Raw genomic sequence first — 26,997 nt, 5'->3', positions numbered from 1 at the left:
TGTGAGGGGCCTGTGACAAGCGCGCCGTATGCTGAACCTCGTGCTTTCCCGCCTGAATCTGGCCGCCCTGACCGACGAGGAACTGCAAGCCCTGGTCGGCCAGGAGCAGGCGGTGACGCTGCTGCCCGAGATCAGTGCGGCGCGTCTGGTCGAGCGGCCTGTGCCGGGGCCCAGCGTGAGCCCGGTCCTGACCGCTGAGCCGCTGCCCGAGCGGCCCTGGGGGGCCAGCCCCGAAGAATCGCGCGCCCTGGCCGCCCTGCACGCCGAATTCCTGGCGGCGCCGGCCACCGCGCACGGCACCTTCTACCTGCCCACGCTCAGCGAGGTGCGCCACCTGCGGGCCTATACCCTGGAGCCGGATGTCTCGGGGGCACTGCGCTGGAGCGAGACCCCCGAGAGTGTGGGGGCGGGCTGGCCCTTTTTGCAGTTGCTGACGTGGCTGCGCGACCGCGCCAGTGGCCTGGCCTGCGTGCTGACCACCAGTGCGCCCCATGCCCTGTCTCCGTCGCCCGGCGCCGAGGTGGATGTTCACCGCCACCCCGGGATGGGCGTGGCCGAGCTGCTGGCCTGCCACCGCCAGCATGTCCTGCGCCATGGCCGGGGGCAGAAGATGGCCCCGGACAGCGACTGGTTGCGGCCCTGGCAGGCCCTGCACGCGCTGAACCTGAGTGCATGGGAGCGGCGGGGCCTGCTGATTGGCAGTGGCTGATCTGGCCGCCGTGCTGGTGTGCGTGGCTGGAGCTGGACAAAACCGGAGGTGGCGCAGTCAGCCTGTGGACTGAGCCCGCGCAGCTGTGCAGGCAGCGCGGGCCGGGCGGGCTCAGCCCTGCGCGACAATCGGGCGCATGACCCTGCCCGTTTCGGCCCGCCGCCACGTCGCCTTTGACTGGGGCGGCGTGTTCACCATAGGCACCTTCGATGGCCGCAGCACCCAGAATGTGGCGGACCGGGGCGGCGTGCCCGTGGAGCGCGTGCGCGACAGCTATTTCCGGCATGTCCGCCAGCTGGAGGTGGGCGCCTGGACCCTGCCGCAGTTCTGGGCAGTGCTGCAGGAGGAAACGGGCCTGCAGCTGCCCTACGAGGACTTTGAGCCGCTGTACCTGGGCAGCATCCACGACAACGCGCCCATGTACGCCACGCTGGCCGCGCTGCCCCAGGCCGTGCGGGTGGGCCTGCTGAGCAACAACTACCCCGTGGTCAGCGACCATCTGCGCCGCGATCCCCGGTTTGCCCGCTTCGGCGCCCTGGTGTTCAGCAACGAACTGGGCCACAAGAAACCAGCCCCTGAAGCCTTTGCCGCGCTGGAACAGGCTATGGAGGTGCCGGCCGCGCAGGTGGCCTTTGTGGACGACGTGCAGGAGAACATTGACGCGGCGGTGGCGGCTGGCTTTCACGGCCTGCTGTACCACCACGACCGGCACGCCGAATTCGAGGCGGCGCTGGGCCGCTGGCTGAACGGGTAAGCGGGGGAGAGAGAGCCGGGGCGGTCCAGTCCGGGCTGCTCCTCCTTTTGCGGTCGGGCTTTTGCGGTCGGGGTGGTGTACCTGCCGCGCTGGTGTACTTCGGTCGCGCTGGGGTACACCACCCCAGGCGCGGGGGCCGGGGGGGCACAATGCCCCTACAGCACCACCTGCCCAGTCCGGGCAACGCCAGTTTTCTACTCCACGCCGCTGTTAAGGCGTGGCACGATTCCCACACCCTGCGGAGGCCCTACCATGACCACCAACCCCCCCGTTCCCAACCCCAGAACACCCGCTGAAATTCTGGAAAAAACCTGGCAGACCGAGGAGCGCTGGCAGGGCATCCGGCGCAACTACAGCGCCGAGGAGGTGGTCAAGCTGCGCGGCAGCCTGCCCATCGAGCACACCCTGGCCCGGCACGGCGCCCAGAAGCTGTGGCGCGCCATGAAAGACGAGCCCTTCGTGAATGCCCTGGGCGCCCTGACCGGCAATCAGGCCATGCAGCAGGTGAAAGCGGGCCTCAAGGCCATCTACCTCTCGGGCTGGCAGGTGGCGGGCGACGCCAACAACGCCGGGCAGATGTACCCCGACCAGAGCCTCTACCCCGCCTCCAGCGTGCCGGAGGTGGTCAAGCGCATCAACAACACCCTGCGCCGGGCCGACCAGATTCAGCACAGCGAGGGCAAGAGCGACACCGATTTCTTCGTGCCCATCGTGGCCGACGCCGAGGCTGGTTTTGGCGGCCCCCTGAACGCCTTTGAACTCATGAAGGCCATGATCGAGGCGGGCGCGGCCGGGGTGCATTTTGAAGACCAGCTGGCCAGCGAAAAGAAGTGCGGTCACCTGGGCGGCAAGGTGCTGGTGCCCACCAGCCAGTTCATCCGCACGCTGAACGCCGCCCGACTGGCCGCCGACGTGAGCGGCGTGCCCACCGTCCTGATCGCCCGCACCGACGCCGACGCCGCCAACCTGCTGACCAGCGACATTGACGAGAATGACCGGCCCTTCTGTACCGGTGAGCGCACGCCCGAAGGCTTCTACTACGTGAAGCCCGGCATTGAACAGGCCATTGCCCGCGCCCTGGCCTACGCCCCCTACGCCGACGTGATCTGGTGCGAGACCAGCGTGCCGAACCTGGAAGACGCCCGCAAGTTTGCCGAAGCGGTGCACGAGAAGTTCCCCGGCAAGCTGCTGGCCTACAACTGCTCGCCCAGCTTCAACTGGAAAAAGAACCTGGATGACGAGACGATTGCCAAATTCCAGGTGGAACTGGGCCGCCTGGGGTACAAGTTCCAGTTCATCACCCTGGCCGGCTTCCACTCGCTGAACATGAGCATGTTCGATCTGGCCTACGGCTACGCCCGCACCCAGATGAGCGCCTTCGTGGAACTGCAGGAGCGCGAATTTGCGGCCCAGGAACGCGGCTTCACGGCCGTCAAGCACCAGCGCGAAGTGGGCACCGGCTACTTTGATCTGGTGGCGCAGGCGGCCGGCGGCGGCCAGAGCAGCACCACCGCCCTGGCCGGCAGCACCGAGGCCCAGCAGTTTGGCAAGGAACGGGAGCTGATCGGCGCCCACGACTGAAGAACAACCGTCCATGTCAGCCGCTGGGGTGCCTGTGACGGGCACCCCAGCGGCGTGATAGGGGCTGGTGCTGGGCAGAGGGTGTGGTTGAAGGAGTGTGGTCACCCCGCACGGGTGGGCCGTGGCGGCTCACGGGCACACGGCACTCCCAGGACTGGCCAGGTGTGCTGTTTTCCCCGTCACTGCTGGGGCCGCCGCTGTAGGGTGGTGAAGCCAGGACGCCGGGGGCCACCGCCCGGTGGGCCAGCGTCCTGCACAGGAGAGCTGCGATGACGACCCATTTCCTTTCCGTTGCCCTGCTTGGTCTGACGCTTCTGCTGGGCGCCTGCACGTCCCCCACCGCCGCGCCGCCAGCGTCGCCGCCTGCGGCTGGTCCTGCACAGGACACGCCGGCGGCTCCAGTCCCCACCACCGGGCGGCTGCTGACGGTGGGCCCCGGCAAGACCTACGCCACCATCCGCGCCGCCGTGGCGGCCTCGCGCGACGGCGACACCGTTCGGGTGGACCCCGGCACCTACACCAACGATTTTTTCGAGGTCAGCACCCGCATCACCATTGAGAGCACCAGTGGGCTGGCGCGGCTGGTGGCCACCGTGCAGGCGCCCAACGGCAAGGCCATCATCACCACGAACACCGACGTGACCCTGCGTGGCCTGGAATTGACGGGTGCCCGGGTGCCAGACCGCAACGGCGCGGGTGTGCGCTACCAGGGTGGGCACCTTGTCATTGAGGACAGCTATCTGCACGGCAACGAAAACGGCCTGCTGGCTGGCAGCGCGCCGCTGGGCAGCATTCGCATCACCCGCTCAGAGTTTGCCCGCAATGGCCTGGGCGACCCGGGCCAGACCCATAACCTGTATGTGGGCGAGGTGGGGCAGCTGACCTTTGACCGCAGTTACTCCCACAGCGCCGCCGTGGGCCACGAATTCAAAAGCCGGGCACGCCGCACCACGATCACGAACAGCCGCCTGTTCGACCTGCAGGGCACGGCCAGCTACAGCATTGACGTGCCCAATGGCGGCACGCTCACCGTGACCGGGAACGTGATTGAGCAGGGCGCCCAGAGCCAGAACTCTGCGATCCTGACCTACGGCACCGAGGGCCTGCTGCGGGAAGGCCGCACGGTGACGATTGCCGACAACGTGGTGGTCAACCGCCGCGCCAGCGCCCTGGGCCTGCTGAACCCGGCCAAGGTGCCCATGACCGTCACGAACAACACGCTGTATGGCCTGAGCGTGTCGCAATTCCTGAACGGCACCTCGGGCACCGTGTCGGGCAATGTGGTCACCACGACCGCACCGGTGCTGGACACCTCGCATCCGTTCATGCGCTGAGGGCGCGCTTCCGCTCTGTATCCCGGCTGCCGGCCCTCAGCACGTTATGGCACCTGATCCTTGGTCCGGCTTCGAGCGGCCCGGTGCTGCGCTTTCTGGACGTACATGCGCTCGTCGGCCAGGTTCACCAGGGCGGCGCCGGCGCCTTCATGGGGAAAATAGGCCACGCCCACACTGGCGCCTATGTCGGGAAAGCCCTGCGCGCGCACGGCCTGCACAATGCGCCCCAGGCGGTCGTGAATGGCCCCTTCGCCCCCGGCGGCGCTGTGGGTCAGCAGCAGGGCAAATTCGTCGCCGCCCAGCCGGTAGGCGCGGTCTTCCGGGCGAAAGGCCCCGGGCAGCGCCCGCCCAAACGCCGAGAGCAGCGCGTCGCCGGCAGCGTGGCCGTGGCGGTCGTTCACTCCTTTCAGGCCGTCCAGGTCAATCATGGCCACCGCCAGGGGCAGGCCGTGGCGCCCGGCCCGCGCGGTTTCACGGGCCAGGTCCGTTTCAAAGGCGCGGCGGTTGCCCAGGCCGGTCAGGGTGTCCTCGCTGGCCAGCCGCTGCACCCGGGCGTGTTCCTGGGCGCGCTCGGTGACGTCGCGGGCCACCACCGCCTGCCCCAGGGCGTTGCCCCGCGCGTTGCGCACGGTGGACAGCCGCAGCTCCCAGACCTCGCGCCCGGGGCGCCACTCCACCGGGCGGTCCTCGGCCACCTGGGGCCAGCTCTGAAACACGTCGCCCATCTGCACGCCGCGCAGCGCCGGCGCCGGTCGCCCTGCCAGCCGCGCGGCGCGTTCATTGACCTCCAGAATGCGGCCCCGGGCGTCCAGCACGAACACCGCGTCGGCCAGCTGCTCTACCACCTGTCGGTGGGCCAGCGGCGCCACCCGCAGCAGACCGTAACGCATCATGCCCCAGGCCACCGGCACCAGACACAGCGCGAAGAACACCGGCGCGGGGGTGGCGCCGCCCGGCAGCACCGGCACCCCCAGCAGATAGGCGGTATTGGCCACGGTGGGCACCACGGCGGCCAGCAGCAACAGGGTGATCTGGTGCCGCTCGGCGCCCCGCCCAGCGCGCCATGCAGGCAGCAGTTGCCCGGCCCCCCACACCAGCAGCGCATTGGGATAGATCACGATCAGCAGCCAGTACAGCGGTGTGCGCTCCACCTGTCCCCACGCCGGCACCGTGCCCGCCGGGTACTGCCAGATCAGCTGATGCGCGCTGTTGGTTCCAATCAGAACCAGGGTCAGCAGGGGCGCGGCCAGCAGGGCCAGCAGCCGGGGCCAGGGCATCGGCTCGGGCACCGGGCGCAGGTGACGGCCCACCAGGGCCAGCCACGCCACCGGAATGGTCAGAATGCCCAGAAACTGCGCCAGCCCCCAGTCCCAGCGCGCCTGCGCGTCACTGGCCGAAAGCGACAGCACGTCGGCGCCCAGCCACACGCAGGTGGCCAGCAGCACGCCCAGAAACGCCCGCTGCAGGGCGTACGTGGTCCGCTGCAGGGTGTTGCCGGCCATCAGCAGGGTCACCGCCAGCGCCAGCAGCGTGGGCAACAGGTCCGGGGTCAGGGTGTACTGGGTCATGGGGGGCCGTTGGCCAGCAGGGGCAACTGAGCGCCACGCTAGCGCGCCTCGCCTTGCAAACCTCTCACGGCGGCCACCCTCTGGGCTGGTTCAAGGCCAGGGGAAACCGTGGGAAGAAAGCAGCGCGGCGCTCCCAGGTGGAAAGACAGCAAGGGGCGACCCGCAGGCCGCCCCAGACACCGCCGCTGCAGGGTCAGGCCGGGCCGCTCTGCTCCTGGTCGTCCCGGTGCTCCAGGCGAAAGCCGTCGGGCAGGAAATCCTTCACGTAGCCGCTGACCACGTCGCCGTGCTGGTTGGTGCAGGCCACGCGGGCGTCCGGGGCAAATTCAAACAGCACCTGCCGGCAGGCGCCGCAGGGGCTGGCAGGCGGCGTGGCCTCGGAATAGACCACGATATCTGTAAAGTCGCGCCCGCCCGCCGTGGCCATGGCCTGCACGGCGCTCTGTTCGGCGCAGCGGCCCAGGCCGTAGCTGGCGTTTTCCACGTTGGCGCCAAAGTACACCCGGCCGTCCGGGGTGCGCAGGGCGGCGCCCACCCGGAAGCGGCTGTAGGGGGCATATGCCTGCTGGAAAGCGGCCTTGGCGCCTTCCAGCAGCTGGGGATCGGGGGTCAGATTCAGACGGTTATTCATGGCCACTCTCGCTGTCCAGGGGATCGGGGTTCAGGGCGCGCTCCACCCGCACGCGGGTCACGCGGCGCTGGTCGGCGGCCTCTACGGTGAAGGTCCAGCCGTTGTGGGTGAAATGCTGGCCCGCTTCAGGAATATCGCCGAAGTGGCTCGTCATGAAGCCGCTCAGGGTATCAAATTCGCCCTCGCCGTCTTCGATGTTGCTGCCCAGCCGCTCCTCCACCTCGCCCACGGTCAGGCTGGCGTCCATGAGGTACATGCCCTCGCCAATCACCTCAATCATGGGCACCTCTTCCTCATCGGTTTCGTCGTAGATCTCGCCCACGATCTCTTCCAGGGCGTCTTCCAGCGTCACCAGCCCCGAGGTGCCGCCGAACTCGTCCACCACGATGCTCAGGTGGCTTTTCTTGTCGCGCATCTTGGCCAGCAGATCCTTGATCTTCATGCCTTCAGGCACAAAGAACACCGGGCGCATGATGTCGGCAATCAGGGTGTGGTCCAGGGCGTCCAGGTGGGCCAGCACGTCGCTGGTGTGCACCACGCCCACGATGTTGTCGGGCGTGTCCTGAAACACCGGAATGCGCGAGTAACCATGTTCAGCGTGCATGTCCAGCAGCCGGCGCAGGGGCGCGGCGCTGTCGGCCAGCACCATCTCGATACGCGGCGTCATGACCTCGCGCACCGTGGTGTCCGAGAGGTCAAAGACGTTGTAGACCAGTTCCTTCTCGTCGTCTTCCAGCACGCCTTCCTGGCTGGAGGCGCTGACGATCATGCGGATTTCCTCTTCGGAATAGGCGGTGTGGTGCCCCGAGACCCCGCGCAGGCCAAACAGGCGCACCACGCCGTTGCCCATGGCGTTCAGGCCCTTGATGACCCCCTTGAAGATGGTGGTGAAAATCAGCAGTGGACGCGTAACGATCAGGCTCACCTGCTCGCTGCGCTGCAGGGCCCAGGTTTTCGGGGCCAGCTCGCCAAAGACGATGTGCAGCACGGTGCTGATGGCAAAAGCCACGCCAAAGGAGATGGCCTTGATCTGCCCTTCCGTGAATTGTCCCTCGGGAAACAGCGGCTCAATCAGGTGCTCAATGGCTGGCTCGGCCACGAAACCAATGGCCAGACTGGCCATGGTGATGCCCAACTGGGTCGCGGCAATGTACAGGTCGAGGTTTTGCAGCGCGCGTTGCGTGACACGCGCGGTCGCGTTGCCTTCCTCGGCCAGCTGGTCAATGCGCGTGCGGCGCACGCTGACCAGAGCGAACTCGGCCGCCACAAAAAAGCCGTTCATCAGCACCAGGAAAAACAGGGCAAGAACACCAAACAGGTCATTCATGAATGGACGCGCTCCATCGTCGCGTCCCGATCATCCGCAAGGCACATGCTGCCCGCCCCGGCGCACAGAGGCGGGGCGTCGGTGATCGGTGGGGTGGGGCCTAGCAAAAACGCCGCCCCCTGGCGGTCGTCACTGGGCGCGGTGGAAGAGCCGGAACTGGGAGGCTCCATATGCAGGGGGGAGTCTAACACAGGCCCGGGAACGGGACTGCTGTCCTGAACGGATGATGAGCACTGCCGGGGCACGCTAGCCTGCCGCCATGTCCGCGCTGCCCCCGACCTACCGCGCCCTGCGTGTCGTGCAAGACGATCAGGGCCCCCGCGCCGAGTTCCAGACCCTGCCCACGGCGGCCCTGCCGGGGGGCGACCTGCTGATTGAGGTCAGCCACTCCAGCCTGAATTACAAAGACGGGCTGGCGGTGCTGGGCCGCCCCGGTGTGCTGCGCGCCTATCCCATGACGCCCGGCATTGATCTGGCAGGTACGGTGCTGCAAGACCGCTCTGGCCGCTGGGCGCCCGGCAGCGGCGTGGTGGTGACGGGCTGGGGCATTGGCGAGCGGCAGGACGGCGGCTATGCCGAACTGGCCCGCGTGCAGCCGGAGTGGGCCGTGGCCCTGCCCCCCGGCACCGATGCCCACTGGGCCATGAGTGTGGGCACGGCCGGCTTCACAGCCATGCTGGCGGTGCTGGCGCTGGAAGACCACGGTCTCACCCCCGGGGACGGTGAGGTGCTGGTGACCGGCGCGGCAGGCGGCGTGGGCAGCCTGGCGGTGGCCCTGCTGGCGGCGGCGGGCCAGACCGTGACAGCCAGCACAGGGCGGATGGAGGAGACCGCCTATCTGCAGGGGCTGGGGGCCGCGCGGGTGATTCACCGCGACGAACTGCCGGCCCTGACCCGCCCGCTGGAAAAGGAGCGCTGGGCCGGGGTGGTGGACACGGTGGGCGGCGCCACCCTGGCCGGCGCCCTCGCCTCTACGCGCACCCACGGCTCGGTGGCGGTGTGCGGGCTGGCGGGCGGCAGCGAGCTGCGCGCCACGGTCTTTCCCCTGATTCTGCGCGGGGTGAACCTGCTGGGGGTGGATTCCGTGACCTGCCCGGTGCCGCGCCGGGAAGCGGCCTGGGCCCGGCTGGCGCGTGACCTGCCCGCCGCCCGGCTGGCCGGGGTGACCCAGACACGCGCCCTGAGCGAGGTGCCAGCCCTGGCCCCCGAGATTCTGGCGGGCCGGGTGCGGGGGCGCACTGTGGTGGACGTGCGGGGTTAAGTCGCTCGCTGCCAAGCCCCCGATCAACCGAGCGGGCTGGAACAGCGGCGCCGCAGAGCGAGTATCAAAAAAAGGACGTTGCACCGGCCGTGGAGACTGTTCGGTGCTGTCCTGCAAAGTCGCACCATGAGGGGCAACGTCCTTAAGACTGGCCTCCCCTGATTCCAAAGCATGTTGGAAGGGGCGCAGGGGCGCTTTTCCATCGCCGGAGTCCCGTGGCTTCTCGTCTGCGCTCTGTAAGGCAGCTCTGCGAGTCCGCTTATCCCTCGCCTTCGGCTCACCGGAGTCCCTTGTCAGCCGCAGGCCAATACGAAGCCGCGCCGTGGGGAAGGCCCACGGCGCGGCGCCCGCCAGTTCTTAGCGCGGGTTCAGGTCGCCCACGTCGGCGCTGGGGGTGTCCTCGCCCAGTGTGATCTGCCGTTCGTCACGCAGCTCGTGGGTTTCGCCGTACACGCCATTGCTGTCGCGGTCGGTGCCGCCAATGACCGCGTAGCTGCCGTCTGCCAGATACGCCTGGAAGCGCCCCAGCGGGTCCAGCGCGGGCTGGAAGCTCTGGCCCCGCGCGTGCTGCAGCCTCAGGCCAAGGCCACTACTGACCGCCGGGGCGTTCAGGGCGGCGGCCGCGTTGATCATGCCAAAGCCGAACAGGTCGTCGCGGCCCTTGGCGCCCAGGTCGGTGGCGGTGGCGTTCAGGCGGGCCAGCGTGTCGGCGGCGCCGGTGGTGACGCCCTTGCTCAGCAGCAGGGCCGCCAGCGCCGCCACCTGCGGGCTGGCCTGACTGGTGCCCACCTGGGCGGTGTACATGGGCCGGTTCTCCTTGTAATTCCAGTCGGTGGAGAAGATGGCGTCCGGGAAGGCCGAGCCGTTGAGCTTGCCGCCGTTGAAGCTGTTGGCGCTGTAGGGCTCGGCGCCCCCGGGGGCCGAGAGCTGCACCTGCGGATAGGCGTTGCTGAAGGGCGAACGCACCGGCGCGCTGGCCCCCGAGAGGGTCACGCTGCCCACCGCCACGGCGCCCTCGCAGGCGGCCGGGTAGTAGGGCGTGGTGCCGTAGCCGTTGCCGGCGGCGGCCACCACCAGGGCGCCAGCGGCGCGGGCGTCGGCAATGGCCTCGCACAGAGGACGGGCCGCCTCGGCTTTGAGTTCGCCCCCCAGGCTCAGGTTGATCACCTGCGCGGCGTGCGGGGTGCGGTAGGTCGTGCCTTTCAGGGTCACCGGCAGGCCAGCGGCGTAGCGAATGGCCAGCGCCACATCGGCCTCGGTGGCGTCGCCCCGGCTGTCAATCACGCGCACTGGCAGCACCTTCACGTTGGCCTTGTAGGTGGCGCCCACCACCCCGGTGGGGCTGCAGCCCTCGCAGCTGGCGCCGTGGTCGCCCCAGCGCGCGGCGATGATGCCCGTTACGTGGGTGCCGTGGCTGCCGGTGGTTCGGCCCGCATCGCCCGCGTCGGTCGGGTCGGTGTCGGGACCGTCGCCGTCGCCGTTGTCATAGCGGGGGGGATCGCCTGCCTTCTCGCCCGCCTCAAAGTCCAGCACGTCCAGGGCGCCCTCGCCGGGGCCCCACATCTGGCCTTTCAGGTCCGGGTGGTCAAAGCGCACGCCGCTGTCAATGACCGCCACGGTCACGGGGCGCGAGTAACTGCCTGCTTCCATGTCGCGCCACACGGCCGCGTAACCGGCCAGGGCGTAGCTCCACTGCAGCCCCGCGTACTGATCGCCCGGCACCACCGGCTGGGCCAGCGTGCCCTGGGCGCGCAGAAGAGCGTTGGGGACCGCGTATTCCACCTGCGGGTCGGCGCGCAGGGTGCGCAGGGCCGCGTCCACGTCACTCACGTTCAGGCGGGTCAGGGTGCCGCCCAGCGCCTGCACACTGCTCACCTTCACCCCGGCGGCCTGCAGCGCCCGCACGCCCGTCTGGCCGGCGGCCGCGCGGTATTTCACGATCACGCCGCGCGCCGCCGGGGCAGGCGCCGGGTTCACGCGGGGCGCGGCCTGGGCGTCATTACCCTGGGTCTGGGCGGGGGCCACCACGCGGCCGCGCAGCTCGAACTGGCGGGCCGTGACCGGCCACGTCACCTCGCCGGTTTTCTCCCGGCTGCCCTCGCCGGCTGACCACGCCAGCTTGATCTCGGCGCTCAGCTCGGCCAGATTGGCCTTGAGCGGCGTGGCGCGCGCGCGGTCAATGGTGACGGTCAGGGCCACGGGACCAGTGCCGGCCTGGGGCGAAACGCTCAGCCATTCGGGGCGCTCCTGTACGCGCCAGCGGCCCGCATACGGCACGTCCACGCGCACGGAGGTGGCCTGTCCCAGGGCAACGGTGCGGGCCTGTAAGGGCTGTGGTGCCGGCGGCTGGCAGGCCCCCAGCAAAACCGTGAGCAGCAAAAAGCCGGGCAGGCAGGTGGTGGGTTTGGGCATGGGTGCGTACAGCATGCCCGAAGTTCTCTGACCAGAGATGAACGCAGCTCTCAATGTGCTGGCCCCCGGCGCGTCGCTCGCTGTCTGCTGCTGACCCTGGGCCCAAACCTCTGCTCCTGGCTTCCACTGGCGGCCGCAGCCTGCGCGGGGCCCGGGCACTTCTGGCACAATGGCGCCCGTGCCCAGCGGACGTGTGCATAACCTCATCAATATTGCGGCCTACAGCGTGCTGGCCGCCGGCGCCCTGATCGCCACCCGCCAGGAACTGGTGGTGCTCAGCCCGGCGCAGGCCCTGCAGTTCACCCTGGCCTTTGCGGCTGGCACCTTTCTGCTGTCCCCGGACCTGGATCTGGCCGAGGGCCGGGTGGACAGCAAGCGGCACTGGGGGGTGCTGGGGGTGCTGTGGGTGCCCTACGGCATGCTGTTCAGCCACCGGGGCTGGTCCCACACGTGGCTGGTGGGTCCCCTGACCCGGCTGCTGTATGTGGCCCTGATCGCCGCGCTGGTGTGGGGCGCGCTGCTGTATCTGGTGCCCGGCATGACCCTGCCCCAGTGGCCGCAGACCTTCACGCTGCAGGCCCTGTGGCCCCCGCTGCTGGGGTACTACCTCAGCCAGTGGCTGCACCTGATGGCCGACGGCGTGCGGCCGGATCATGGGGCCCGCCGGGCCCGGCGGCGGTAGGGTCTGGGGGTGCTGAAGCCCGGGTGCCCCTTGACTCTGGACCGTGCTATACCGGAGCCACGGAGCGGTGGCCTGCGGGCCCTGTCCTTTTGCTGAGGTCCCCCTATGATCCTGAACCTGTTTATCGTGTTGTTTGCGCTGGTGTGTATGGCGCTGGTGTTTTTCGTGCTGCTGCAGGTGCCCAAGCAGGCGGGGCTGTCGGCCAGCATGGCGTCTGGCGGTTCACTGCTGGGCGGCCGTGGGGTCGAGGGCGGCCTGATTCGCATTACCAGTGTGCTGGGCGGCTTTTTTATGCTGCTCGCGCTGCTGATCAGCGTCGTGTCGCGCTGACCCGGCTCTGCCTTTCTTTCCCCCGCTGCGCCCAGCGTAGCGGGGGACTGTCTTTGGGAGGCTGGGATTCGGGTCGCTGTATCTGGCAGCGCGGTTTGGGCGGGGTTCTTGACGGGCGACCCGTCCAGGCAGGTCCCCATACAGTGGGGGTCAACTGAACCCCGCCAGTGGGTGGGTTGAGGGTGCGCTGGCCGCCCGTGCAGGCGGCCAGCGCCGCCTGCTTTTGCGCTGCTGGCCGCGCTTTGCAAAATTTCCAGCCCAGGACGGCGTTTTCCGTAATCCGCGCTACCATGCAATTGTCAGGAAAAACCTTGACCAACCCTAGGCCATTCCATATAGTTGGCCTCGCTGGAAAACCGTTGTTCTGAATATCACCCCCCGGCCCGCGCCGGCGCGTTGTCGTATTCCAGATTTGCCCCTCCCGGAGGAACACCATGAAGAAGATCCTGACCCTTGCTCTTGCCCTGACCGTTGGCGCTGCCAGCGCCCAGAGCGCGTTTGTGTGGCCCGCTGCCTGGACGGCCGAGCAGAACACCGCCAACAAGCGCGGCGGCGAACTGCGCCTGGCCCAGTTCTCGGATTTCAAGACGTTCAACCCCTTCACCTCCTCGGAAGCGGACAGCATCCCCACCCGTATGGGCACGGGCAGCGGCCTGTTTACCCAGGACCCCCGCAACGACGAACTGATTCCCTACATGGCGGCGGGCGCCCCTGTGGTGAGCAACAACAACAAGCGGTTCGTGATCAAGATTCGCCAGGGCATGAAGTTCAGCGACGGCCAGGCCATCACCGCCGATGACTGGATCACCACCTGGAAGATCCACACCGACGACAAGGTGGGCTCGAACAGCCGAGACAACTTCTTCCTGGCGGGCAAGCCCATCACCATCAAGAAGCTGGACAACTACACCCTGCAGTTCGACTTCCCCCAGACCAGCGCCAAGGCCCTGGTGCTGATGTCCTACACCCCCTGGCCTGACCACGTGTTTGGTAAGGCGTACCGCGAAGGCGGCGCCGAGGCCATCAAGAAGATGTGGAGCCTCGCTACCCCCGCCAGCCAGATCGTGACCCCCGGTATGTGGGTGCTGGAGTCCTACCGCGCCGGCGAACGCACCGTGTTCAAGAAGAACACCTTCTGGGGCGACTGGAACAAGGACAGCCGTGGCCAGGAGCTGCCCTACCTGAGCAACATGTCCGTGCGCATCTTCGCGGACGCCAACGCCCAGCTGGCCGCCTTCCTGGCCGGTCAGGTGGACACCGTGCCCATGCGCAACGCTGACGACCTGGCTCAGGTCAAGCGGGCCATTGACAACGGCAGCCTCAAGGCGTTCCTGAAGGCCAACGTGAGCCCCCAGGCCACCAGCCAGTGGATCACCTTCAACTGGAACAAGTCCGGCGACCCCGCCAAGCAGAAGCTCTTCCGTGACGTGCGCTTCCGCCGCGCCATGAGCCACATTGCCAACCGCGAAGCCATGGTGCAGCTGGCACTGGGCGGCCTGGGCACCCCCACCTACTTCAGCACCTACCCCATCTTCAGGCAGCAGATTGAAGCGGGTCTGTCGGCGGGCGCGCCCCAGTACAAGTACAACCTTGCCGAAGCCACCCGCCTGCTGGCCCAGATGGGCTACACCAAGAAGAACGCCCAGGGCTTCCTGACCGACAAGAGCGGCAAGGTGCTGGAGTTCAACCTGAGCACGAACGCCGGCAACACCGTGCGTGAGCAGCTCGGCCGCATCTTTGCCGACGAGGCCAAGAAGGTCGGTGTTAAGGTCAACTTCACGCCCATCGACTTCAACACGCTGGTGGGCCAGCTGACCTCCAAGGGCGAGAACCGTCCCTTCGACGCGATCCTGCTGGGGCTGTCGGGCGGCGACAACATCTGGAGCTTCGGCCAGAACGTGGTGCCCTGCGGCACCAACCTGCACACCTACAACAACCCCACCAACGGCCGCTGCGCGACCAGCCAGGAACAGCTGATGACCAAGCTGTACTACCAGGGCGACGCTGAGCTGAACGACGCCCGCCGCCGCGCCATCGGTGGCCAGCTGATGAAGACGGAAGCCGAGCTGCAGCCGGTGATCTACCTGGTGGGCGCGAACTTCCACGTGGCCTTCAACGAGCGCCTGGGCGGCGAATTCCCCGCCAACCTGATGGACGCTTACTACGGCCAGCGCTTCCAGGCCCTGACCTTCATCAAGTAAGCCTGATTGACCCTGCTCCCAACGGGGGGTGGTCCGCCCGCGCGGACTGCCCCCCACACCCATGAAGGCCAACGCCATGAACCCCCACGGAGTACGTCCATGATTCCATTCCTGCTGCGCCGGGTGGTGCAGTCCATTCCCACCCTGCTGATGGCCAGTGTGCTGATCTTTTTTGTGCTGCAACTGGCTCCCGGCGACTTTCTGACGCCTGCCAAACTCAACCCCAACATCAGTCCCGAACAGCTGGCCGCACTGGAGCGCAACTTCGGCCTGGACCGCCACCCGCTGGAGCAGTATTTCCTGTGGATGCGCAACATGGTGCTGAACCTGGATTTCGGCCTGTCCTTCAGTTACCAGCAGCCGGTGTGGGATGTGATGACACCGCGCATCCTGAACTCACTGTGGCTGGTGCTGCTGAACCTGGCGTTCTTCTACGCCATTTCCATTCCCCTGGGCGTGTTCGGGGCGGTGCGTCAGAACTCGTTCGGCGACAAGGCAGTGAACGTGGTGCTGTACTTCCTGCTGGGCTTTCCCAACTTCTTCCTGGCCCTGATCGTGATTTTCGGGTTGCTGGAACTCAAGCGTGTGACTGGCATTGCCCTGCCTATTGGCGGCATGACCAGCCCGGGCTTCGAGCAGATGCCCGGCTGGCGGCAGGTGCTGGACGTGCTCTCGCACCTGCTGATTCCGGCGCTGGTGCTGGCCATCAGCGACGCCGCTGGCCTGACGCGTGTGATTCGCGGCCAGATGCTGGAAGTGATGCGCGCCGATTACATCCGCACGGCGCGCGCCAAGGGTGTTTCGGAGCGCACGGCCATCTGGAAACACACCTTCCGCAACGCCATTCTGCCGATCGTGGCGGGGATTGGTGGCCTGTTGCCAGCGGCCATCAGCGGCGCGGGCTTTCTGGAAGTGGTGTTCGGCTACCCGGGCATCACGCCCATGCTGCTGGACGCCCTGAACTCACAGGACATCTACCTGATTGCGGGCTTTACCGTGATCAGCACTGTGCTGCTGATTGTGGGCAATGCCCTGAGCGATATTCTCCTTGCGGTGGTTGACCCCCGCATCAAGGTCGGGTGAGCGGCGTGACCGTAACTGTTCCCACCCCCACTGCCAAACGTAAACGCGCCCAGGGGCAGTCTCAGTTCTCGGTGGCCTGGAGCCAGTTCCGCAAGAACCGGCTGGCGCAGATGGGCGGCGGCCTGCTGATCCTGCTGTACCTGATGGCGCTGCTGGCGCCGTTCCTGGCCCCCGCTGGCCTGTCCACCTATTCCACCAGCAACATCACGCGCTTTCATCCCCCCACGCCTGTCCATTTCCGTGACCCGGAGACGGGGGCCTTTGGTCGTCCCTTCGTCTACAAGTACGGCCAGAAGTTCAACGAAGAGACCTTCGTGAATGAATTCGGGCCCACGGGTGAGAAGTGCCCCCTGTACTGGGGGGTGCGCGGCGACAGCTACAGGATTCTGGGGCTGTTCCCCGGCAACATTCACCTGTTTGGCACCGGTAACCCCGACTGCAACGTGTATCTGCTGGGCGCCGAGGACCTGGGCCGCGACCTGCTGAGCCGCACCCTGTACGCCTCGCAGATCAGCCTGACCATCGGACTGGCGGCTGTGGTGATTACCACCGTGATCGGGCTGTTCATGGGCGCCATGGCGGCCTACTTCGGCGGCATCGTGGATACGGTGATTATGCGCTTCGTGGAAGTGCTGGCGTCTATTCCCACGCTGTTCCTGCTGCTGATGCTGCGCAGTGTGTTCCCCAAGGACATCAACCCGATTCTGGCGCTGTATGTGATTCTGGGGATTCTGGCGTTTATCGGCTGGGGCGGTCTGGCGCGCACCACGCGCGGGCAGCTCATGAGCGTCCGTGAGCAGGACTTCGTGTCGGCGGCCAAGAGCCTGGGTGCGAGCGACAACCGCATCATGATCCGCCACATGCTGCCCACCATGACCACTTACGTGATCGTGACCACCTCGCTGGCGATTCCGGGTTACATCCTGCTGGAATCGGGCCTGAGCTTCCTGGGGATTGGGGCAGTGGAGCCCTACGCTTCCTGGGGCAGCTTGCTGAAACTGGCGCAGGACGGCGGCCTGAGCAGCCTCAACCAGCGTCCCTGGGTGCTGGCACCGGGCTTTTTCATCGTGTTCACGGTGATGTGCTTCCAGCTGCTGGGTGACGGCCTGCGCGACGCCTTCGACCCCCGCAAGCGGTCGTAAGCGCACCAGACACGGGCGCGGCCGGCACTGCGGGCCGCGCCCGTGAACACTTTTCCCCTTACAATTCAAAGCAGTTGTATGATGTACAGCGTGCAGAAAACGGAGGAACAATGACCCACCAGGGTGAAGTCCTGCTGGCCGTAAATGGCCTCAAGACGTACTTCAATACGGATGACGGCGTCGTCAAGAGCGTGGACGGCGTGACGTTCCACATTAAAAAGGGCGAGACCCTGGCGGTCGTGGGTGAATCGGGCTCGGGCAAGAGCGTGACCAGCCTGTCGGTGATGCGCCTGATTCCCAGCCCTCCGGGCAAGATCGTGGAGGGTGAGATTCTCTTCCGGGGCCGCGACATCGTGGGGCTCAGCGAAGCCGAGATGCGCAAGATTCGCGGCAACGACATCTCGATGATCTTCCAGGAACCCATGACCAGTCTCAACCCGGTGTACACGGTGGGCGACCAGATTGCCGAAGCCGTGATGCTGCACCAGGGCAAGAACAAGAAAGACGCCATGGGTGTGGCCACCGACATGCTGCGCTTTGTGGGCATTCCTGCGCCGGAAAAGCGCGTGAATGAATATCCCCACCAGATGTCAGGCGGGATGCGCCAGCGCGTGATGATCGCCATGGCGCTGTCCTGCAAGCCGGCCCTCCTGATTGCCGACGAGCCCACCACTGCGCTGGACGTGACCATTCAGGCCCAGATTCTGGACCTGATGCGCAAGCTGCAAAAGGAAGTGGGCATGAGCATTCTGTTCATCACCCACAACCTGGGCGTGGTGGCCGAGATGGCCGACCGCGTGGTGGTGATGTACGGCGGCCGTGTGGTGGAAGAGGGCGACGTGGTGGAGATCTTCAAGGCGCCGCGCCATCCCTATACCATGGGCCTGCTGAATTCCATTCCGCGCCCCGGCGAGGTCAACCATGTGCCCGGCCAGCCCAAGGGCCGCCTGGAAGCCATTCCTGGCAACGTGCCCAACCCGCTGAGCCTGCCGCCCGGCTGCGCCTTTGAGCCGCGCTGCAAGTTCGCCGTGCCCGACTGCTCCAAGGCCGTGCCACCGCTGGAAGATACGGGGGGCGGCCACACCACCCGCTGCATCCGCTGGCGTGAATTCGCCCAGGCCCAGGAAGTGACTGCATGACCGCCACCGTTAAATCCAGCTCGCAGTCCCGCAGCTCCATGCCCACCACGGGCCAGACGCTGCTGGAAGTCAACAACCTTCAGAAGTACTTTCCCATTCGCGGCGGGCTGCTCTCGCGCGTGGTGGGCAACGTCAAGGCCGTCAACGACGTCTCGTTCCGGATTGGGCGCGGCGAAGTGGTGGGGCTGGTGGGTGAATCCGGTTCAGGCAAGACCACGGCCGGGCGCGCCATCCTGCGCCTGATTGAGCCCACGGGCGGGCAGGTGCTGTTTAACGGCACCGACATCACCAAGCTCTCCAAGGGCCAGATGCGCGACTACCGCCGGGAGATGCAGATTATCTTCCAGGACCCGTTTGCCAGCCTGAACCCGCGCATGACGGTGGCCGACATCATCGGTGAGGCCATGCAGATTCATAACCTGCACCCGGGCCGCCAGCGCATGGACCGCATTGCCGAGCTGCTGCAAAAGGTGGGCCTGCGCCCCGAGCACATGCGCCGCTACCCCCACGAGTTCTCCGGCGGTCAGCGCCAGCGCATCGGCATTGCGCGCGCCCTGGCAGTGGACCCGGCGTTCATCGTGGCCGACGAGCCGGTCTCGGCGCTGGACGTGTCCATTCAGGCGCAGGTGGTCAACCTGCTGCAGGACCTGCAGGAAGAACTGGGCTTGACCGTGCTGTTCATCGCGCACGACCTCGCGGTGGTGGAGTACATCTGCGACCGCATCATCGTGATGTACCTGGGCCGCGTGATGGAGATCGCCTCCAGCCGCGAACTCAACAACAACCCCAAGCACCCCTACACCGAGGCGCTGCTGTCGGCCGCGCCGGTGCCGGACCCCACCATCAAGCGCCAGCGCATCATTCTGGAAGGCGATATTCCCAGCCCCATCAACCCGCCCAGCGGCTGCGTATTCCGCACCCGCTGCCGCTACGCGATTGCGGAGTGCGCCAACGTGATTCCCGAGCTGCGCGAAGTGGCCCCCGGGCACTTCAAGGCGTGCATCCGGGATGACATTCTGTAAGCAGCTGGTCCAGGGCCGATGGCAAGTGGCCAGAGGCGATACCCGCTCCCGCGCCCTGGGGGCGGGTTTTCCTGTGCTGGGAAGAGCCGCGGCGGCGCAGAGAACCCGGCCCGTGCTGGGCGTCGCTTCAAATGCTAAAGGGGCCCCGCGTGTGTCTGTGTTGGCGGGCCCTCTGTACAGCTACGGCTTGATTTGACCAATCCCACTTGACCAACCGCACTTCACGCCGCTGTGATTTCTGTTTCATTTCTGACCCGCGCTCTCACATCTCACAATGGAGTGCGCGGCACGATGGCAGGCATGAAACCTGCATTGCCCGCCGTCCTCACCGCCGCTTGCGCTCTTGCTCTGGGCAGTGCCCAGGCCGCCGACCTGCGTATTTACCCCAGTTTCAGCGAGGTGAGGGTGCCGGTGAGCAGTGCCACCACCACCCTCAGCGTGAACCTGCCCCAGGACACCTGGGAAAGCATTCTGGCGGGCAGTCTGGACCTGGATGGGCTGGCCTTTACCCAGGCCATTCAGAAGCAGGAGCCCAACTGGCTGGCTGGCCTGGAAGGCAAGACGGTATTCCTGAAGCGCGGCGACACCACCGAGCCCGTGACGCTGGTGCGCGCCCGCGATCTGCTGGTGAAAGACGCGCAGGGCCGCTTTTTTAACGCCCGGTACGAGGAGCTGCAGTTTGATGTGGTGCCTCCCGTGAATGCCCAGCGCCCCACTCAGTCCGTGACCTACACGTTGGCCCGCCCCGGCCAGGGCACCCTGGGGTACCTGACGCGCGCCGTGACGTGGCAGCCTCGCTACACCCTGAAAGCCAGCAGCGCGGGCGCCCAGCTGAGTGCCCTGGCCGACATCCGCAACACCACCGAGCAGCCGTACGACGTGCAGAACACCGAGTTGTATGCCGGCGACGTGAGCGTGCAGAACCAGGAAGAAGCGGCCTACATGATGCGCGACGGCGCCATGGCCCAGGCAACGGCCGCCATGCCCGCCCCCGCCGCCCCCAAGATTCAGAGCCAGGGCGAGCTGCGCGGCCTGTACCGCTACGCCCTGACCACGCCGTTTACCCTGCCGGCCAACAGTGTGGTCACCCTGCCGTTCCTGACGCCCAAGCTGACCACCTTCGAGCGCTACGTCGGCCTGAACACCTATTTCGGCACCGACACGCGCGAGGGCAACCTGAACCGCTTCTACCGCTTCAAGGCCGATGAGCGCCTGCCCGCCGGGCCCATCACCGTGCGCGAGGACGGCCGCATCGTGGGACAGACGAACATTGGCGAGACGCGCGAGGGCGGCACCGTGGACTTCACGCTGGGCGAGGACCCGGATGTGGCCTACACCCGCAGCGTGCAGACCACCGCCCAGGTGAAAGACGCCAAGGGTAACGTGACCAAGACGACTTACCGCGTGACCTACGCCTTTGAAAGCAGCAAGGACCGCGCCATTCGCGCCGAGGTGACCGAGCGCATTGGCGGGCGCGTGATCATCATTGACAGCGCCGCGCCGGTGCGCAACCAGGGCACGGCCAGCGTGAAGGTGGACATTCCCGCCAAGGGCAAGATCAGCAAGAGCTTTACGGTGGTGGTGGACAACAGCGTCAACTGAACGGTGTCAACAGAGGCGCCGGGGATGAGCTGCTCCCGGCGCCTGTTTTTATGATGGGTGGTGGGCTGAGACCGGCGGCCGTCTGTTCCGCCGACCCATTGGAGTTCCGCCGTGAGGGCCGTGTGGCTCCTGCTTGCTCTGCGCCGCTTGACAAGTCCGCTCGGATGGAATCGCTTTTGCCGAGGGTGGGCTCGGCGTTCGACTGATCGTTATACGGACTGCCGTCCATTTCCGTCACATCCGGGAAGAAGGGGGATGTTCCGCTCCTACGGAGCCTTTCAGGTCCAATTCCCGGAAATCCGCATTTGTTCCTTCTCTGCTCCGCAGCTCTTCGAGTCCCTCTGGTCGGAAAAATTCCGTAATACGTTACGGAATTTTTCGGAATCCGTATTACACAGCATTCTGCCGGGGCAGCGCCTGGGTGGGCGGCGCCTGGTGCCCCGCCAGCAGGCCGCCCAGGTAGTCCAGCACGTTCACCTTCACCGGCATAAAGTAAGCGTGCTGGCCGCGCTGGCGGGCAAACTGCAGCAGCTCGGCGGCAAAGGCGCGGTTGCTGTCCAGCGTGGGGGCGAAGGTGCGGGGAAAGACAGCGTGGTTGCGCGCCCGCCAGTAGTTGAAGCTGGCTTCGGTCAGGATGCTGGTCGCACCCCACCACACCGGCGTGCCCTCGGGCAGCAGATCGGCCCAGGTGTCGGCCACGCGCAGGTCGAAGAAAGGCTGGGTGAAAAAGCCACAGGCCCCGGCGTCCATCTTCCGTTCCAGATAATCGCGCTCGCGCACGAAGGACTGCCGGTAGGGGTCCAGGCCCGCGTAGACGCGCAGATGCGGTGCCTCGCGGCCCAGGCGGCGAATCAGGTCCACGGCGTCCACGTCATAGACGCGGGCACTCATATCGGCGGGGGCGTCGCCTGTGATCACCAGCACCTCCTCGATTCCGTGTTGCGCCAGCAGGGGCAGAAACGGCAGCGGCTCGCGGGGGTTGAAGTCCACCGCGCGCAGGTGCGGAATGGCCGCAAAGCCCGGCCGCGCAAAGCCGCATCCTGCCCAGGACCGCAGCGAGTACCGCGTAAGGTCCGGCACGTTGATGGTGTCCACCCCCCGCAGGTGCGCGGCGACCTCGGCCAGTTCCGCCCGCAGCCCCGAACGGCTGCGCGGCACGAGTTCGACGGAAACGCGGGTCATGGGCGGCCTCCGGCCACGGGTGATGGTTGAGGGGTGATGGGTGATGGAAACTGCCCCTCTCTATCACCCATGAACGGTTGACCATCAACACCCGCAGGGTCATACGCCAGGACCGGCCCCAGCCAGCGCTCGGTTTCGGGCACGGTCCAGCCCTTGCGGGCGGCGTAGTCCTCGACCTGATCGCGGCCGATACGGCCCACGGCGAAGTAGCGGGCTTCAGGGTGGGCAAAGTACAGGCCCGAGACGGCCGCCGCCGGGCTCATGGCACAGGATTCGGTGAGGCGCAGGCCGGCCTCCTCGGCGCCCAGCAGGGCGAACAGGGTGCGTTTTTCGGTGTGGTCGGGCTGGGCCGGGTAGCCGGGGGCCGGGCGAATACCCACATAGCGTTCGCGGATCAGATCGTCGTTTCCCAGCGTTTCTTCGGGGGCATAGCCCCAGTGGCGCACCCGCACGTCGCGGTGCAGCTTCTCGGCAAACGCCTCGGCCAGCCGGTCGGCCAGCGCCTTGACCAGAATGGCGCTGTAATCGTCGTGCTCGGCCTCGAACTGCGCCGCCAGCGCCTCGGCGCCGTGAATCGCCACCGCAAAGGCGCCGATGTGGTCGCCGGCGGGCCCCACGAAGTCCGCCAGGGCGAGGTTGGGGCCACTTTGGGCGCGCTGCTGGCGCAAGGTGTGGAGGAGTGTTGATGGCTCACCGTTGATGGGTGATCGTCTTTCCTTAACCATCAGGCTTTCACCATCCACCACGATGTCGTCGCCGTTCCGCCGCGCCGGCCACAACCCGATGACTCCGCGCGCCGTGAAGAGCCTCTCGGCCACGATACGGTTCAGGAGGGCCTGGGCGTCGGCAAAGAGGCGGCGGGCCTCCTCGCCGCGCAGAGGGTCAGTCAGGATGTTCGGGTAGATGCCCTTCATTTCCCAGGCGATGAAAAACGGGGTCCAGTCCATGAAGGGCAGCAGCTCGGCCAGGGGCTGCTCAATGAGCTGGCGGCCGGGTTCACGCGGCGGGGGCGCCGGGGTGGGGGAGAACTGCGGCGCGTTGGCGCGGGCCCCGGCCAGGGGCAGCAGGCGCACCTGCCGGCCCGCGTGGCGTTCGCGCAGGGCGTCGTACTCGGGGCGCAGGCGGGCCTGCAGGGCTGCCGGGTCCGAGAGCAGGTCCGCGGTGGTGGTCACGGCGCGGCTGGCGTCCAGCACATGCACCACCGGGCCCGGGTAGGCAGGATCAATCTTGACGGCTGTGTGCGCCCGGCTGGTGGTGGCGCCGCCGATCAGCAGCGGCAGGCTCAGGCCCCGGCGCGTCATCTCGCGCGCCACGCCCACCATCTCGTCCAGGCTGGGGGTGATCAGGCCCGAGAGGCCAATCACGTCTGCGCCGATGCGGGCGGCCTCGTCCAGAATCTTCTCGGTGGGGACCATCACGCCAAGGTCGGTCACCTGATAGCCGTTGCAGGCCAGCACCACGCCCACGATGTTCTTGCCGATGTCGTGCACGTCGCCCTTCACGGTGGCCAGCAGCACCCGGCCCTTGCCGCCGCTCTCCTGCTTCTGCGCTTCCAGGTAGGGCGTCAGGTGCGCCACGGCCCGCTTCATCACCCGGGCCGATTTCACCACCTGGGGCAGAAACATCTTGCCAGCCCCGAACAGGTCGCCCACCACGTTCATGCCGGCCATCAGTGGCCCTTCAATGACCGCCAGCGGCGAGCCCAGCAGCTGATACGCCTCCTCGGCGTCCTCCACCACGAAATCGGTCAGGCCCTGCACCAGGGCGTGTTTCAGGCGTTCCTGCACCGGCCACTCGCGCCACGCCTGCACCGCTCCGGCTTCCCGCCGCACGCCCCGGTACTGCTCGGCCAGGGCCAGCAGCCGCTCGGTGGCGTCTGGCCGCCGGGCCAGAATCACGTCTTCCACGGCCCCGCGCAGCTCCGGCTCGATGTCCTCGTAGACGGCCAGCATGCCGGCGTTCACGATGCCCAGGTCCAGCCCGGCGCCGATGGCGTGGTACAGAAAGGCGGCGTGCATGGCCTCGCGCACATGGTTGTTGCCCCGGAAGGAAAACGACACGTTCGAGATGCCCCCCGACACCAGCGCGCCCGGCAGGTTCGCCTTGATCCAGCGCGTGGCCTCGATAAAGTCCAGGGCGTAGCGGTCGTGCTCCTCAATGCCAGTGGCCACCGTCAGCACGTTGGGGTCGAAAATGATGTCCTGGGGCGGAAAGTCGGCCTGCTGGGTCAGCAGATGGTAGGCGCGCGAACAGATCTGTATGCGCCGCTGCACGGTGTCAGCCTGCCCCTGCTCATCAAAGGCCATAACCACCGCCGCCGCCCCGTAGCGCCGCAGCAGCCGGGCGCGCGCCACAAAGGCCGCCTCGCCGTCTTTGAGGGAAATGGAGTTCACCACTGCCTTGCCCTGCACCCGCTTGAGGCCCGCTTCCAGAATCTCCCAGCGCGAAGAGTCCAGCATCAGCGGCACCCGGGCAATGTCGGGTTCGCCGGCCAGCAGGTTCAGGAACTTCACCATGGCGGCCTCGCCGTCCAGCATGCCCTCGTCGAAGTTCACGTCAATGATCTGGGCGCCGCTGTCCACCTGCTGCCGGGCAATTTTCAGGCCCGCGTCGTAATCGCCCGCCAGAATCGCCCGGGCAAAGCGGGGGCTGCCGGTCACGTTGGTGCGCTCGCCCACGTTCACGAAGTTGGTCTCGGGGGTCACGGTGAAGGCTTCCAGGCCGCTCAGGCGCAGCCGGGCCGGCAGGTGGGGGGGCGTGCGCGGGGGAATGTCCCGCACCGCCCCGGCAATGGCGCGGATGTGTTCGGGGGTGGTGCCGCAGCAGCCGCCCACGATGTTCACCAGCCCCTCGCGCGCGAAGTCGGCCAGCACGGCGGCGGTGTGCTCGGGGGTTTCGTCGTACTCGCCAAAGGCGTTGGGCAGGCCCGCGTTGGGGTGGACCGACACCAGCGCCTCTGTGGCGCGGGCCAGCTCACGCAGGTGGGGGCGCAGCAGATCGGCGCCCAGCGCGCAGTTCAGGCCCAGGCTGAACAGGGGCGCGTGCGCCGTGCTGATCGCAAAGGCTTCGGGTGTCTGGCCGCTCAGGGTGCGGCCCGAAGCGTCTGTGATGGTGCCCGACAGCATGATCGGCAGCGCCCTGCCCGTGCGGGCAAAAGCGTCCTCACAGGCGAACAGCGCGGCCTTGGCATTCAGCGTGTCAAACACCGTTTCCAGCAGCAGCAGATCGGCGCCGCCCTCGATCAGCCCCTCGGCGGCCTCGGTGTAGGCGGCCACCAGCTCATCGAAGGTGACGTTGCGGAACTCCGGGCGCTCCACATCCGGCGAGAGGGTGGCGGTGCGGTTGGTGGGCCCCATGCTGCCGGCCACCCAGCGCGGGCGGCCGTCGCGCGCCGTGAATTCGTCGGCCACCTCGCGCGCCAGCCGCGCTCCTGCCACATTCATGGCGCGGGCGTGCGCCTGCGTGCCGTAATCCGCCTGACTGATCGTGGTGGAATTAAAGGTGTTTGTGCTGGCGATGTCGGCCCCCGCCTCGAAATAGGCGCGGTGGATGTCCCGGATCACGTCGGGCCGGGTGAGCTGCAGCAGGTCGAAGTTGCCCCGGTACATGCGCAGCGGATCGGCATCCGGCAGGCGGAAATCGGCTTCGGTCAGCCCGGCGCGCTGCAGTTGCGTGCCCCAGGCCCCGTCCAGAATGAGAATACGGTGGTGCGCCTCGGCGCGAAGGTCCGTCACGGTGCTTACCCCTTCCAGCTGGCAGCGGTGGCCCCCGGCTTCGGGGAGCAGCGGCCACCGCCTGTGATGTTGCAGCGTCTGTGCGCCGCCCTGCGGGCCATCGAATCCGCTCGCGCCATCGTCAGCGCTGGGCAGAAACTTCCTGTGAGCACCGGTGCCGAAATGTTGGCCGGTTGCCACGCCTTCACTGGGCAGGAAAGACCCTCTGGCGGTTCTGGATGACCACGCCTGAGTCTGGGCGCGGTAAGGCGGAGGATAGCGCAGCGGCGCGCTGTGGACGCGGCCCCCACATGGACAGGTTCGGGGCGCGGCCAGAGAGAGACCTGGAGCCGCGGGTGCAAGCCGCGCGTTTGGAACCGCCCGGAGCAGCGGGGCGGACTCCGGGCTGGTGCACCCCCGGCCCAGATCACCTGTGGTCACGGGGCGGCCAGCGCCTCTGGCGTGGCGTCATGCCTGGGCCGCCGGCAGTGCGGTCTGGTCCGCCTGAAATCACCCTGGGAGCGCCGCCCCACACCACCCATGAGGAGTATCCATGAACCCACCAGGCACCACACTGATTCACTGGGCAGGTCTGGCGGCCCTGATCGCCGGGCTTCTTTTTGCGGGAATTCAGTCCCTTTATCCGCCCGATACGCTGGCTTCGGTCACGACGGGAACGTGGGCGGTGATCACGCCGGTAAAAACCGTGATGTGCCTGCTGTTCCTGGTGGGGTTGACCGGGCTGTATACCCGGCAGGTACGCCGGGCAGGGTGGTTGGGGCTGGCCGGATTCGTGCTGCTGGGCCTGAGCAGGCTGCTTCAGACTGCCTTCGTGTTTGCCGAGGCGTTCATCCTGCCGTTGCTGGCCCAGACGGCGTCCGCGTTTGTGTCGGGTTCCCTCGGCCTTGCCAGTGGCGTGTCCAGTGAGGTGCAGCTGGGGCCTCTTCCGGCGCTGCACACCTTCGTGGGCCTAAGTGAAGTCCCTCGCTGTTGATCTTGAGATCAACCGAGCGGGCTGGAACAGCTGCGCCGCAGAGCGAGAAGCGAAAACAGTGCCTCGCACCGGGAATGGAAACGGTTCTGCGCCCTTTTGAACCGTTGGACTGGGGGAGTGGCGAAGCACCTACATGCTGGGCGGGCTGATGTTCGGCGCCGCCACGTTTCGCGCCGGCATTCTGCCGCGCTGGACCGCTGGCCTGCTGGCCAGGGTTTCGCTTCTGACCCCGCTGGCCGCGCTGCTGCCCCACGCGGTGCAGCGGTACGCAGCGGTGCCGGTCGGTGTGGCCCTGGCCTGCAGGGGCTATGCCCTGTGGGCTGAGCGGCG

The 26,997-nt window shown here is 67.2% G+C and carries 20 protein-coding genes; 14 read left to right on the top strand and 6 right to left on the bottom strand.

Annotated elements, in window-relative coordinates; all coding sequences use genetic code 11:
- Window positions 1–40 precede the first annotated feature (40 nt).
- The 4 genes from C8263_RS03180 (at window position 41) to C8263_RS03165 (ending at window position 4,378) form a co-directional block, all read left to right on the top strand.
- Entirely contained in the window at window positions 41–709 is a 669-nt protein-coding gene (locus C8263_RS03180) for a hypothetical protein (protein WP_233218611.1), read from the top strand.
- 136 nt (window positions 710–845) lie between these two features.
- Complete coding sequence (locus tag C8263_RS03175) at window positions 846–1,463, top strand: HAD family hydrolase (protein ID WP_107136652.1); 618 nt, start codon at window positions 846–848, stop codon at window positions 1,461–1,463.
- A 252-nt stretch (window positions 1,464–1,715) separates the two neighbouring features.
- Complete coding sequence (gene aceA, locus C8263_RS03170) at window positions 1,716–3,044, top strand: isocitrate lyase (RefSeq protein ID WP_107136651.1); 1,329 nt, start codon at window positions 1,716–1,718, stop codon at window positions 3,042–3,044.
- Window positions 3,045–3,313: 269 nt separating this feature from the next.
- Entirely contained in the window at window positions 3,314–4,378 is a 1,065-nt protein-coding gene (locus C8263_RS03165; protein ID WP_107136650.1) for a right-handed parallel beta-helix repeat-containing protein, read from the top strand.
- 44 nt (window positions 4,379–4,422) lie between these two features.
- On the opposite strand, the gene C8263_RS03160 is transcribed toward C8263_RS03165, so the two are convergent.
- From C8263_RS03160 to C8263_RS03150, 3 genes are all read right to left on the bottom strand, one after another.
- Window positions 4,423–5,946 carry a histidine kinase N-terminal 7TM domain-containing diguanylate cyclase gene (locus tag C8263_RS03160; protein ID WP_107136649.1) on the bottom strand — a complete coding sequence of 508 codons (1,524 nt, stop codon included), beginning with the start codon at window positions 5,944–5,946 and terminating at the stop codon, window positions 4,423–4,425.
- 193 nt (window positions 5,947–6,139) lie between these two features.
- A complete protein-coding gene (gene cdd / locus C8263_RS03155) occupies window positions 6,140–6,577 on the bottom strand; it encodes a cytidine deaminase (RefSeq protein WP_107136754.1) in 438 nt (145 codons plus the stop codon).
- On the bottom strand, window positions 6,570–7,904 hold the full coding sequence (locus tag C8263_RS03150) for a hemolysin family protein (RefSeq protein ID WP_107136648.1): 1,335 nt from the start codon (window positions 7,902–7,904) through the stop codon (window positions 6,570–6,572). Before C8263_RS03150 ends, cdd begins: the two co-directional genes overlap by 8 nt.
- Window positions 7,905–8,163: 259 nt before the next feature.
- On the opposite strand from C8263_RS03150, the gene C8263_RS03145 reads away from it, so the two are divergent.
- Window positions 8,164–9,165 carry an MDR family oxidoreductase gene (locus C8263_RS03145; protein WP_107136647.1) on the top strand — a complete coding sequence of 334 codons (1,002 nt, stop codon included), beginning with the start codon at window positions 8,164–8,166 and terminating at the stop codon, window positions 9,163–9,165.
- 357 nt (window positions 9,166–9,522) lie between these two features.
- Here C8263_RS03145 and C8263_RS03140 read toward each other — a convergent pair whose 3' ends face one another.
- Entirely contained in the window at window positions 9,523–11,577 is a 2,055-nt protein-coding gene (locus C8263_RS03140; RefSeq protein WP_233218610.1) for a S8 family serine peptidase, read from the bottom strand.
- A 169-nt stretch (window positions 11,578–11,746) separates the two neighbouring features.
- On the opposite strand from C8263_RS03140, the gene C8263_RS03135 reads away from it, so the two are divergent.
- From C8263_RS03135 to C8263_RS03100, 8 genes are all read left to right on the top strand, one after another.
- A complete protein-coding gene (locus tag C8263_RS03135; protein WP_107136645.1) occupies window positions 11,747–12,259 on the top strand; it encodes a metal-binding protein in 513 nt (170 codons plus the stop codon).
- 105 nt (window positions 12,260–12,364) lie between these two features.
- Window positions 12,365–12,589: a preprotein translocase subunit SecG gene (secG, locus tag C8263_RS03130; protein WP_107136644.1), complete on the top strand. Its 225-nt coding sequence runs from the start codon at window positions 12,365–12,367 to the stop codon at window positions 12,587–12,589.
- 434 nt (window positions 12,590–13,023) lie between these two features.
- The gene (locus tag C8263_RS03125; protein ID WP_107136643.1) at window positions 13,024–14,790 is read left to right on the top strand and encodes an ABC transporter substrate-binding protein; all 1,767 of its coding nucleotides are present in this window, start codon (window positions 13,024–13,026) and stop codon (window positions 14,788–14,790) included.
- Between the two features lie 99 nt (window positions 14,791–14,889).
- Window positions 14,890–15,873, top strand: a complete 984-nt coding sequence (locus C8263_RS03120) for an ABC transporter permease (protein ID WP_107136642.1) — start codon at window positions 14,890–14,892, stop codon at window positions 15,871–15,873.
- Window positions 15,874–15,878: 5 nt separating this feature from the next.
- Entirely contained in the window at window positions 15,879–17,015 is a 1,137-nt protein-coding gene (locus tag C8263_RS03115) for an ABC transporter permease (RefSeq protein ID WP_107136753.1), read from the top strand.
- Between the two features lie 110 nt (window positions 17,016–17,125).
- On the top strand, window positions 17,126–18,154 hold the full coding sequence (locus C8263_RS03110; RefSeq protein ID WP_107136641.1) for an ABC transporter ATP-binding protein: 1,029 nt from the start codon (window positions 17,126–17,128) through the stop codon (window positions 18,152–18,154).
- Complete coding sequence (locus C8263_RS03105; protein ID WP_107136640.1) at window positions 18,151–19,176, top strand: ABC transporter ATP-binding protein; 1,026 nt, start codon at window positions 18,151–18,153, stop codon at window positions 19,174–19,176. The genes C8263_RS03110 and C8263_RS03105 overlap by 4 nt, the downstream gene beginning before the upstream one ends.
- A 300-nt stretch (window positions 19,177–19,476) precedes the next feature.
- A complete protein-coding gene (locus C8263_RS03100) occupies window positions 19,477–20,778 on the top strand; it encodes a DUF4139 domain-containing protein (RefSeq protein ID WP_107136639.1) in 1,302 nt (433 codons plus the stop codon).
- 390 nt (window positions 20,779–21,168) lie between these two features.
- On the opposite strand, the gene C8263_RS03095 is transcribed toward C8263_RS03100, so the two are convergent.
- Window positions 21,169–21,960 carry a methylenetetrahydrofolate reductase gene (locus C8263_RS03095; protein ID WP_107136638.1) on the bottom strand — a complete coding sequence of 264 codons (792 nt, stop codon included), beginning with the start codon at window positions 21,958–21,960 and terminating at the stop codon, window positions 21,169–21,171.
- Window positions 21,957–25,694, bottom strand: a complete 3,738-nt coding sequence (gene metH, locus C8263_RS03090) for a methionine synthase (RefSeq protein ID WP_199188288.1) — start codon at window positions 25,692–25,694, stop codon at window positions 21,957–21,959. Before metH ends, C8263_RS03095 begins: the two co-directional genes overlap by 4 nt.
- 532 nt (window positions 25,695–26,226) lie before the next feature.
- Between metH and C8263_RS03085 the strand changes: the two genes are divergently transcribed.
- Complete coding sequence (locus tag C8263_RS03085) at window positions 26,227–26,667, top strand: hypothetical protein (RefSeq protein ID WP_107136637.1); 441 nt, start codon at window positions 26,227–26,229, stop codon at window positions 26,665–26,667.
- Window positions 26,668–26,997 lie beyond the last annotated feature (330 nt).

Origin of the sequence: Deinococcus arcticus, assembly GCF_003028415.1 — a bacterium.
GTDB classification, from domain to species: Bacteria; Deinococcota; Deinococci; order Deinococcales; family Deinococcaceae; genus Deinococcus; species Deinococcus arcticus.
This window is presented reverse-complemented; position numbering and strand designations above follow the sequence as displayed.

What these genes read in the sequence shown, in the direction of transcription:
- C8263_RS03175 (WP_107136652.1), top strand. Translation starts at nt 846, where the DNA reads ATGACCCTGCCCGTTTCGGCCCGCCGCCACGTCGCCTTTGACTGGGGC.
- aceA (WP_107136651.1), top strand. Translation starts at nt 1,716, where the DNA reads ATGACCACCAACCCCCCCGTTCCCAACCCCAGAACACCCGCTGAAATT.
- C8263_RS03165 (WP_107136650.1), top strand. Translation starts at nt 3,314, where the DNA reads ATGACGACCCATTTCCTTTCCGTTGCCCTGCTTGGTCTGACGCTTCTG.
- C8263_RS03160 (WP_107136649.1), bottom strand. Translation starts at nt 5,946, where the DNA reads ATGACCCAGTACACCCTGACCCCGGACCTGTTGCCCACGCTGCTGGCG.
- cdd (WP_107136754.1), bottom strand. Translation starts at nt 6,577, where the DNA reads ATGAATAACCGTCTGAATCTGACCCCCGATCCCCAGCTGCTGGAAGGC.
- C8263_RS03150 (WP_107136648.1), bottom strand. Translation starts at nt 7,904, where the DNA reads ATGAATGACCTGTTTGGTGTTCTTGCCCTGTTTTTCCTGGTGCTGATG.
- C8263_RS03145 (WP_107136647.1), top strand. Translation starts at nt 8,164, where the DNA reads ATGTCCGCGCTGCCCCCGACCTACCGCGCCCTGCGTGTCGTGCAAGAC.
- C8263_RS03140 (WP_233218610.1), bottom strand. Translation starts at nt 11,577, where the DNA reads ATGCCCAAACCCACCACCTGCCTGCCCGGCTTTTTGCTGCTCACGGTT.
- C8263_RS03135 (WP_107136645.1), top strand. Translation starts at nt 11,747, where the DNA reads ATGGCGCCCGTGCCCAGCGGACGTGTGCATAACCTCATCAATATTGCG.
- secG (WP_107136644.1), top strand. Translation starts at nt 12,365, where the DNA reads ATGATCCTGAACCTGTTTATCGTGTTGTTTGCGCTGGTGTGTATGGCG.
- C8263_RS03125 (WP_107136643.1), top strand. Translation starts at nt 13,024, where the DNA reads ATGAAGAAGATCCTGACCCTTGCTCTTGCCCTGACCGTTGGCGCTGCC.
- C8263_RS03120 (WP_107136642.1), top strand. Translation starts at nt 14,890, where the DNA reads ATGATTCCATTCCTGCTGCGCCGGGTGGTGCAGTCCATTCCCACCCTG.
- C8263_RS03110 (WP_107136641.1), top strand. Translation starts at nt 17,126, where the DNA reads ATGACCCACCAGGGTGAAGTCCTGCTGGCCGTAAATGGCCTCAAGACG.
- C8263_RS03105 (WP_107136640.1), top strand. Translation starts at nt 18,151, where the DNA reads ATGACCGCCACCGTTAAATCCAGCTCGCAGTCCCGCAGCTCCATGCCC.
- C8263_RS03100 (WP_107136639.1), top strand. Translation starts at nt 19,477, where the DNA reads ATGAAACCTGCATTGCCCGCCGTCCTCACCGCCGCTTGCGCTCTTGCT.
- C8263_RS03095 (WP_107136638.1), bottom strand. Translation starts at nt 21,960, where the DNA reads ATGACCCGCGTTTCCGTCGAACTCGTGCCGCGCAGCCGTTCGGGGCTG.
- C8263_RS03085 (WP_107136637.1), top strand. Translation starts at nt 26,227, where the DNA reads ATGAACCCACCAGGCACCACACTGATTCACTGGGCAGGTCTGGCGGCC.